The 7500-nt window shown below is 46.9% G+C and carries 2 tRNA genes and 4 rRNA genes; all 6 read left to right on the forward strand.

The features are described 5' to 3' along the window. The first annotated feature begins 481 nt into the window (after nt 1–481). The 6 genes from ABS768_RS17415 (at nt 482) to ABS768_RS17440 (ending at nt 7482) form a co-directional block, all read left to right on the forward strand. A 16S ribosomal RNA gene (locus ABS768_RS17415) occupies nt 482–1998 on the forward strand. 174 nt (nt 1999–2172) lie between these two features. Next, nucleotides 2173–2246: transfer RNA gene (locus tag ABS768_RS17420), tRNA-Ile, on the forward strand. 95 nt (nt 2247–2341) lie between these two features. After that, nucleotides 2342–2415: transfer RNA gene (locus tag ABS768_RS17425), tRNA-Ala, on the forward strand. Nucleotides 2416–2522: 107 nt separating this feature from the next. Next, nucleotides 2523–5402 (forward strand): 23S ribosomal RNA (locus ABS768_RS17430). Between the two features lie 162 nt (nt 5403–5564). Next, a 5S ribosomal RNA gene (gene rrf / locus ABS768_RS17435) occupies nt 5565–5673 on the forward strand. Between the two features lie 292 nt (nt 5674–5965). After that, nucleotides 5966–7482 (forward strand): 16S ribosomal RNA (locus ABS768_RS17440). Together the 16S, 23S and 5S rRNA genes with 2 tRNA genes alongside form the textbook arrangement of a ribosomal RNA operon. The last annotated feature ends 18 nt before the right edge of the window (nt 7483–7500 follow it).

The following is a 7500-nucleotide window of genomic DNA, read 5'->3' on the forward strand; positions in this document are numbered from 1 at the left end:
GAAAAAAAAGTTCAGAAAATATTTGCAGAAAAGAAAAACTTTACTAGTTTTGCACCCGCTAATACAGCGACGTACATTGAGAGATTGAGACCAGCTTTTGAGTGACTGATTTGAAAAAGGAAATCACTTAAAATAACCGAAAAAAAATAATCAAAAAGATTTGCAGGTTAAGAGAAAAAGATAGTACCTTTGCCTTCCTGTTTTGAGTAATCGAAACAATTGAAATCACTGAAATTTTTACCGGTTTGGGCTTTTAAAATGAAAGAAATTTTTTTTCAAAAAAAGCTTGCAGGTTTAAAAAGAAGTTGTAATTTTGCAGCCGCTTTGAGAGGGAACGCTGAGAGGTGTTACCTGAGGAGTGATTAAGAAATAAGAAGACACGTTCATAGACATATTGGATTGACAGCATAAAGAGAGAGTAAGAAACTCGATTTATCGAAAAACAGACCTAGCAATAAAGATCGTAAAAATATTAAAATATACGATGAAGAGTTTGATCCTGGCTCAGGATGAACGCTAGCGGCAGGCCTAACACATGCAAGTCGAGGGGTAGAAATAGCTTGCTATTTTGAGACCGGCGCACGGGTGCGTAACGCGTATGCAATCTGCCTTGTACTGGGGGATAGCCCGGAGAAATCCGGATTAATACCCCATAGTATATAAGAGTGGCATCACTTTTATATTAAAGAATTTCGGTACAAGATGAGCATGCGTCCCATTAGCTAGTTGGTATGGTAACGGCATACCAAGGCTTTGATGGGTAGGGGTCCTGAGAGGGAGATCCCCCACACTGGTACTGAGACACGGACCAGACTCCTACGGGAGGCAGCAGTGAGGAATATTGGTCAATGGACGCAAGTCTGAACCAGCCATGCCGCGTGCAGGATGACGGTCCTATGGATTGTAAACTGCTTTTGTACGGGAAGAAACGACTCTACGTGTAGGGTTTTGACGGTACCGTAAGAATAAGGATCGGCTAACTCCGTGCCAGCAGCCGCGGTAATACGGAGGATCCAAGCGTTATCCGGAATCATTGGGTTTAAAGGGTCCGTAGGCGGTTTTATAAGTCAGTGGTGAAATCCGGCAGCTCAACTGTCGAACTGCCATTGATACTGTAGAACTTGAATTATTGTGAAGTAACTAGAATATGTAGTGTAGCGGTGAAATGCTTAGATATTACATGGAATACCAATTGCGAAGGCAGGTTACTAACAATAGATTGACGCTGATGGACGAAAGCGTGGGGAGCGAACAGGATTAGATACCCTGGTAGTCCACGCCGTAAACGATGGATACTAGCTGTTCGGAAGCAATTCTGAGTGGCTAAGCGAAAGTGATAAGTATCCCACCTGGGGAGTACGAACGCAAGTTTGAAACTCAAAGGAATTGACGGGGGCCCGCACAAGCGGTGGAGCATGTGGTTTAATTCGATGATACGCGAGGAACCTTACCAGGGCTTAAATGTAGAGTGACAGGACTGGAAACAGTTTTTTCTTCGGACACTTTACAAGGTGCTGCATGGTTGTCGTCAGCTCGTGCCGTGAGGTGTCAGGTTAAGTCCTATAACGAGCGCAACCCCTGTTGTTAGTTGCCATCGAGTAATGTCGGGAACTCTAACAAGACTGCCGGTGCAAACCGCGAGGAAGGTGGGGATGACGTCAAATCATCACGGCCCTTACGTCCTGGGCTACACACGTGCTACAATGGCCGGTACAGAGAGCAGCCACCTGGTGACAGGGAGCGAATCTATAAAGCCGGTCACAGTTCGGATTGGAGTCTGCAACCCGACTCCATGAAGCTGGAATCGCTAGTAATCGGATATCAGCCATGATCCGGTGAATACGTTCCCGGGCCTTGTACACACCGCCCGTCAAGCCATGGAAGCTGGGGGTACCTGAAGTCGGTGACCGCAAGGAGCTGCCTAGGGTAAAACTGGTAACTGGGGCTAAGTCGTAACAAGGTAGCCGTACCGGAAGGTGCGGCTGGAACACCTCCTTTCTAGAGACACGATCGTTAGGTTTAAAAAGAAGGTAAGTAAAAGACTTACTCTCGCTGTTAGTTCAAAAATTTAAAGTAAGAGAGCTCTTAAAGTACAAAGAATTGAGTACCAAGTATTAAGACGATGATGCAAAGCATCTTAATACTTAATACTGCCTACTTAATACTTTATATAGTCTCGTAGCTCAGCTGGTTAGAGTACTACACTGATAATGTAGGGGTCGGCAGTTCGAGTCTGCCCGGGACTACTAAATCTCTTCTTATTTTAAAAAAAGGAAATTCTGGAAGTTGAGTATTGAATATTAATTCAACGTTCAAAATTCAACATTCAAAAAAGAAGAATGGGGGATTAGCTCAGCTGGCTAGAGCGCCTGCCTTGCACGCAGGAGGTCATCGGTTCGACTCCGATATTCTCCACAAGTCCTACGGGACACACGTTCATTGACATATTGAGATAAACAATACAGTAGAAAAAAATTATAGAAAGCACAGTTGTGTGTTAGCGATAGCACACAAGAAAAGTACAATAAGCAAAATAAGGGCGTATGGGGGATGCCTGTGGCTCTCAGAGGCGAAGAAAGACGTGATAAGCTGCGATAAGCTACGGGGACGGGCACATACCGACTGATCCGTAGATTTCTGAATGGGGCAACCCACTATATTGAAGATATAGTATCCGATAGGAGGCGAACCCGCTGAACTGAAACATCTAAGTAGGCGGAGGAAGAGAAAACAAAAGTGATTCCGTGAGTAGTGGCGAGCGAAAGCGGATTAGCCCAAACCAATGTTGTTACGGCAATATTGGGGTTGTAGGACCACGACATTCTATGTAAACAGAACTGGAAGCATCTGGAAAGTTGCATCGTAGAGGGTGATAATCCCGTACAGGTAATGAATATAATAGATAGTGGTATCCTGAGTAGGGCGGGGCACGTGAAACCCTGTCTGAATCCGGCGGGACCATCCGCTAAGGCTAAATACTCCTGAGAGACCGATAGTGAACCAGTACCGTGAGGGAAAGGTGAAAAGAACCGTGAATAACGGAGTGAAATAGATCCTGAAACCATACGCCTACAAGCGGTCGGAGCCCTTTAGTGGGGTGACGGCGTGCCTTTTGCATAATGAGCCTACGAGTTACCGTTGCTGGCAAGGATAAGTGATTAAGTCACGGACCCGTAGCGAAAGCGAGTCTTAATAGGGCGCTTGAGTCAGTAATGGTAGACGCGAAACCGTGTGATCTACCCATGGGCAGGATGAAGCTGTGGTAACACATAGTGGAGGTCCGAACCGGTTGACGTTGAAAAGTCTTCGGATGACCTGTGGGTAGGGGTGAAAGGCCAATCAAACTCGGAAATAGCTCGTACTCCCCGAAATGCATTTAGGTGCAGCGCTGGCTTAAGTTATATAGAGGTAGAGCTACTGATTGGATGCGGGGGCTTCACCGCCTACCAATTCCTGACAAACTCCGAATGCTATATAATGTTTACCAGCAGTGAGGGCATGGGTGCTAAGGTCCATGTCCGAGAGGGAAAGAACCCAGACCATCAGCTAAGGTCCCCAAATGTATGCTAAGTTGAATAAACGAGGTTTGTCTGCCCAGACAGCTAGGATGTTGGCTTGGAAGCAGCCATTCATTTAAAGAGTGCGTAACAGCTCACTAGTCGAGCGGACGAGCATGGATAATAATCGGGCATAAGTATACTACCGAAGCTATGGATTTACGTTTTACGTAAGTGGTAGGGGAGCATTCTATTCGGCGTCGAAGGTGATATGTGAGTATTGCTGGAGCGGATAGAAAAGAAAATGTAGGCATAAGTAACGATAATGCGGGCGAGAAACCCGCACACCGAAAGACTAAGGTTTCCTCAGCTATGCTAATCAGCTGAGGGTTAGTCGGGACCTAAGGCGTACCCGAAGGGGGAAGTCGATGGCCAACGGGTTAATATTCCCGTACTACTTATAATTGTGATGGAGTGACGGAGTGATGAAAGCACCGCGAACTGACGGAATAGTTCGTTAAAGTACGTAACTATAGGATCTGTAGGCAAATCCGCAGATTTTGGTGAAATACGATAGTACACGGAGTCTTCGGACAAAGTGATAGTGTGCCTAAGGGCTTCCAAGAAAACCTTCTAAACTTAGATTATAAGTACCCGTACCCTAAACCGACACAGGTAGTCGAGGAGAGAATCCTAAGGTGCTCGAGAGATTCATGGCTAAGGAATTAGGCAAAATAGACCTGTAACTTCGGGAGAAAGGTCGCCAGCAGCAATGCTGGCCGCAGTGAAAAGGTCCAGGCGACTGTTTATCAAAAACACAGGGCTCTGCAAAATCGTAAGATGAAGTATAGGGCCTGACACCTGCCCGGTGCTGGAAGGTTAAGAGGAGATGTTATCTTCGGAGAAGCATTGAATTGAAGCCCCAGTAAACGGCGGCCGTAACTATAACGGTCCTAAGGTAGCGAAATTCCTTGTCGGGTAAGTTCCGACCTGCACGAATGGTGTAACGATCTGGACACTGTCTCAGCCATGAGCTCGGTGAAATTGTAGTATCGGTGAAGATGCCGATTACCCGCAGTGGGACGAAAAGACCCTGTGCACCTTTACTATAGCTTAGTATTGACCTTGGATAAGTGATGTGTAGGATAGGTGGGAGACTTTGAAATGGCGTCGCCAGGCGTTGTGGAGTCGTTGTTGAAATACCACCCTTTGCTTATCTGAGGCCTAACCGCATGCTGTGCGGGACATTGCTTGGTGGGTAGTTTGACTGGGGTGGTCGCCTCCAAAAGAGTAACGGAGGCTTCTAAAGGTTCCCTCAGCACGCTTGGTAACCGTGCGTAGAGTGCAATGGCATAAGGGAGCTTGACTGAGAGACATACAGGTCGATCAGGTACGAAAGTAGAGCATAGTGATCCGGTGGTTCCGTATGGAAGGGCCATCGCTCAAAGGATAAAAGGTACGCCGGGGATAACAGGCTGATCTCCCCCAAGAGCTCATATCGACGGGGGGGTTTGGCACCTCGATGTCGGCTCGTCACATCCTGGGGCTGGAGAAGGTCCCAAGGGTTGGGCTGTTCGCCCATTAAAGTGGCACGCGAGCTGGGTTCAGAACGTCGTGAGACAGTTCGGTCTCTATCTACTGCGGGCGTTAGAAATTTGAGTGGATCTGACTCTAGTACGAGAGGACCGAGTTGGACAGACCTCTAGTGTATCTGTTGTCCCGCCAGGGGCACCGCAGAGTAGCTACGTCTGGAAGGGATAAGCGCTGAAAGCATATAAGCGCGAAACCCACCACAAGATGAGATTTCTTTTAAGGGTCGTGGAAGATGACCACGTTGATAGGCTATAGATGTAAAGGCAGTAATGTCAAAGTCGAGTAGTACTAATAACCCGTAAGCTTATGTACGCTCTTTCCTCCCGCCCTGCGGGAGGAAGAAACTTTCTAATTGAAACCATATTATATTATTTATCTCAATATGTTAAAATATTACAGCTAAGCTGTGTTCTGAGTTCAACGTTATTGTTGCCGGTTTAACCTGTAACCTGTACCTGAAACAGATAAACGACTTAAGGTGGTTATTGCGGCGGGGCTCACCTCTTCCCTTTCCGAACAGAGAAGTTAAGCCCGCTTGCGCAGATGGTACTGCAATTTGTGGGAGAGTATGACACTGCCTTTCTTTTAAAAACCCTATCCTTTAATGGATAGGGTTTTTTATATAAATGAGAGGCCTTAAGTTTTGAAAAAATAAAAAAGCTTTTTTTTTAAAAAAAAGCTTGCAGGTTTAAAAAGAAGTTGTAATTTTGCAGCCGCTTTGAGAGGGAACGCTGAGAGGTGTTACCTGAGGAGTGATTAAGAAATAAGAAGACACGTTCATAGACATATTGGATTGACAGCATAAAGAGAGAGTAAGAAACTCGATTTATCGAAAAACAGACCTAGCAATAAAGATCGTAAAAATATTAAAATATACGATGAAGAGTTTGATCCTGGCTCAGGATGAACGCTAGCGGCAGGCCTAACACATGCAAGTCGAGGGGTAGAAATAGCTTGCTATTTTGAGACCGGCGCACGGGTGCGTAACGCGTATGCAATCTGCCTTGTACTGGGGGATAGCCCGGAGAAATCCGGATTAATACCCCATAGTATATAAGAGTGGCATCACTTTTATATTAAAGAATTTCGGTACAAGATGAGCATGCGTCCCATTAGCTAGTTGGTATGGTAACGGCATACCAAGGCTTTGATGGGTAGGGGTCCTGAGAGGGAGATCCCCCACACTGGTACTGAGACACGGACCAGACTCCTACGGGAGGCAGCAGTGAGGAATATTGGTCAATGGACGCAAGTCTGAACCAGCCATGCCGCGTGCAGGATGACGGTCCTATGGATTGTAAACTGCTTTTGTACGGGAAGAAACGACTCTACGTGTAGGGTTTTGACGGTACCGTAAGAATAAGGATCGGCTAACTCCGTGCCAGCAGCCGCGGTAATACGGAGGATCCAAGCGTTATCCGGAATCATTGGGTTTAAAGGGTCCGTAGGCGGTTTTATAAGTCAGTGGTGAAATCCGGCAGCTCAACTGTCGAACTGCCATTGATACTGTAGAACTTGAATTATTGTGAAGTAACTAGAATATGTAGTGTAGCGGTGAAATGCTTAGATATTACATGGAATACCAATTGCGAAGGCAGGTTACTAACAATAGATTGACGCTGATGGACGAAAGCGTGGGGAGCGAACAGGATTAGATACCCTGGTAGTCCACGCCGTAAACGATGGATACTAGCTGTTCGGAAGCAATTCTGAGTGGCTAAGCGAAAGTGATAAGTATCCCACCTGGGGAGTACGAACGCAAGTTTGAAACTCAAAGGAATTGACGGGGGCCCGCACAAGCGGTGGAGCATGTGGTTTAATTCGATGATACGCGAGGAACCTTACCAGGGCTTAAATGTAGAGTGACAGGACTGGAAACAGTTTTTTCTTCGGACACTTTACAAGGTGCTGCATGGTTGTCGTCAGCTCGTGCCGTGAGGTGTCAGGTTAAGTCCTATAACGAGCGCAACCCCTGTTGTTAGTTGCCATCGAGTAATGTCGGGAACTCTAACAAGACTGCCGGTGCAAACCGCGAGGAAGGTGGGGATGACGTCAAATCATCACGGCCCTTACGTCCTGGGCTACACACGTGCTACAATGGCCGGTACAGAGAGCAGCCACCTGGTGACAGGGAGCGAATCTATAAAGCCGGTCACAGTTCGGATTGGAGTCTGCAACCCGACTCCATGAAGCTGGAATCGCTAGTAATCGGATATCAGCCATGATCCGGTGAATACGTTCCCGGGCCTTGTACACACCGCCCGTCAAGCCATGGAAGCTGGGGGTACCTGAAGTCGGTGACCGCAAGGAGCTGCCTAGGGTAAAACTGGTAACTGGGGCTAAGTCGTAACAAGGTAGCCGTACCGGAAGGTGCGGCTGGAACACCTCCTTTCTAGAGACACGATCGTTA

It is taken from the genome of Flavobacterium rhizophilum, assembly GCF_046000485.1.
GTDB lineage: Bacteria > Bacteroidota > Bacteroidia > Flavobacteriales > Flavobacteriaceae > Flavobacterium > Flavobacterium rhizophilum.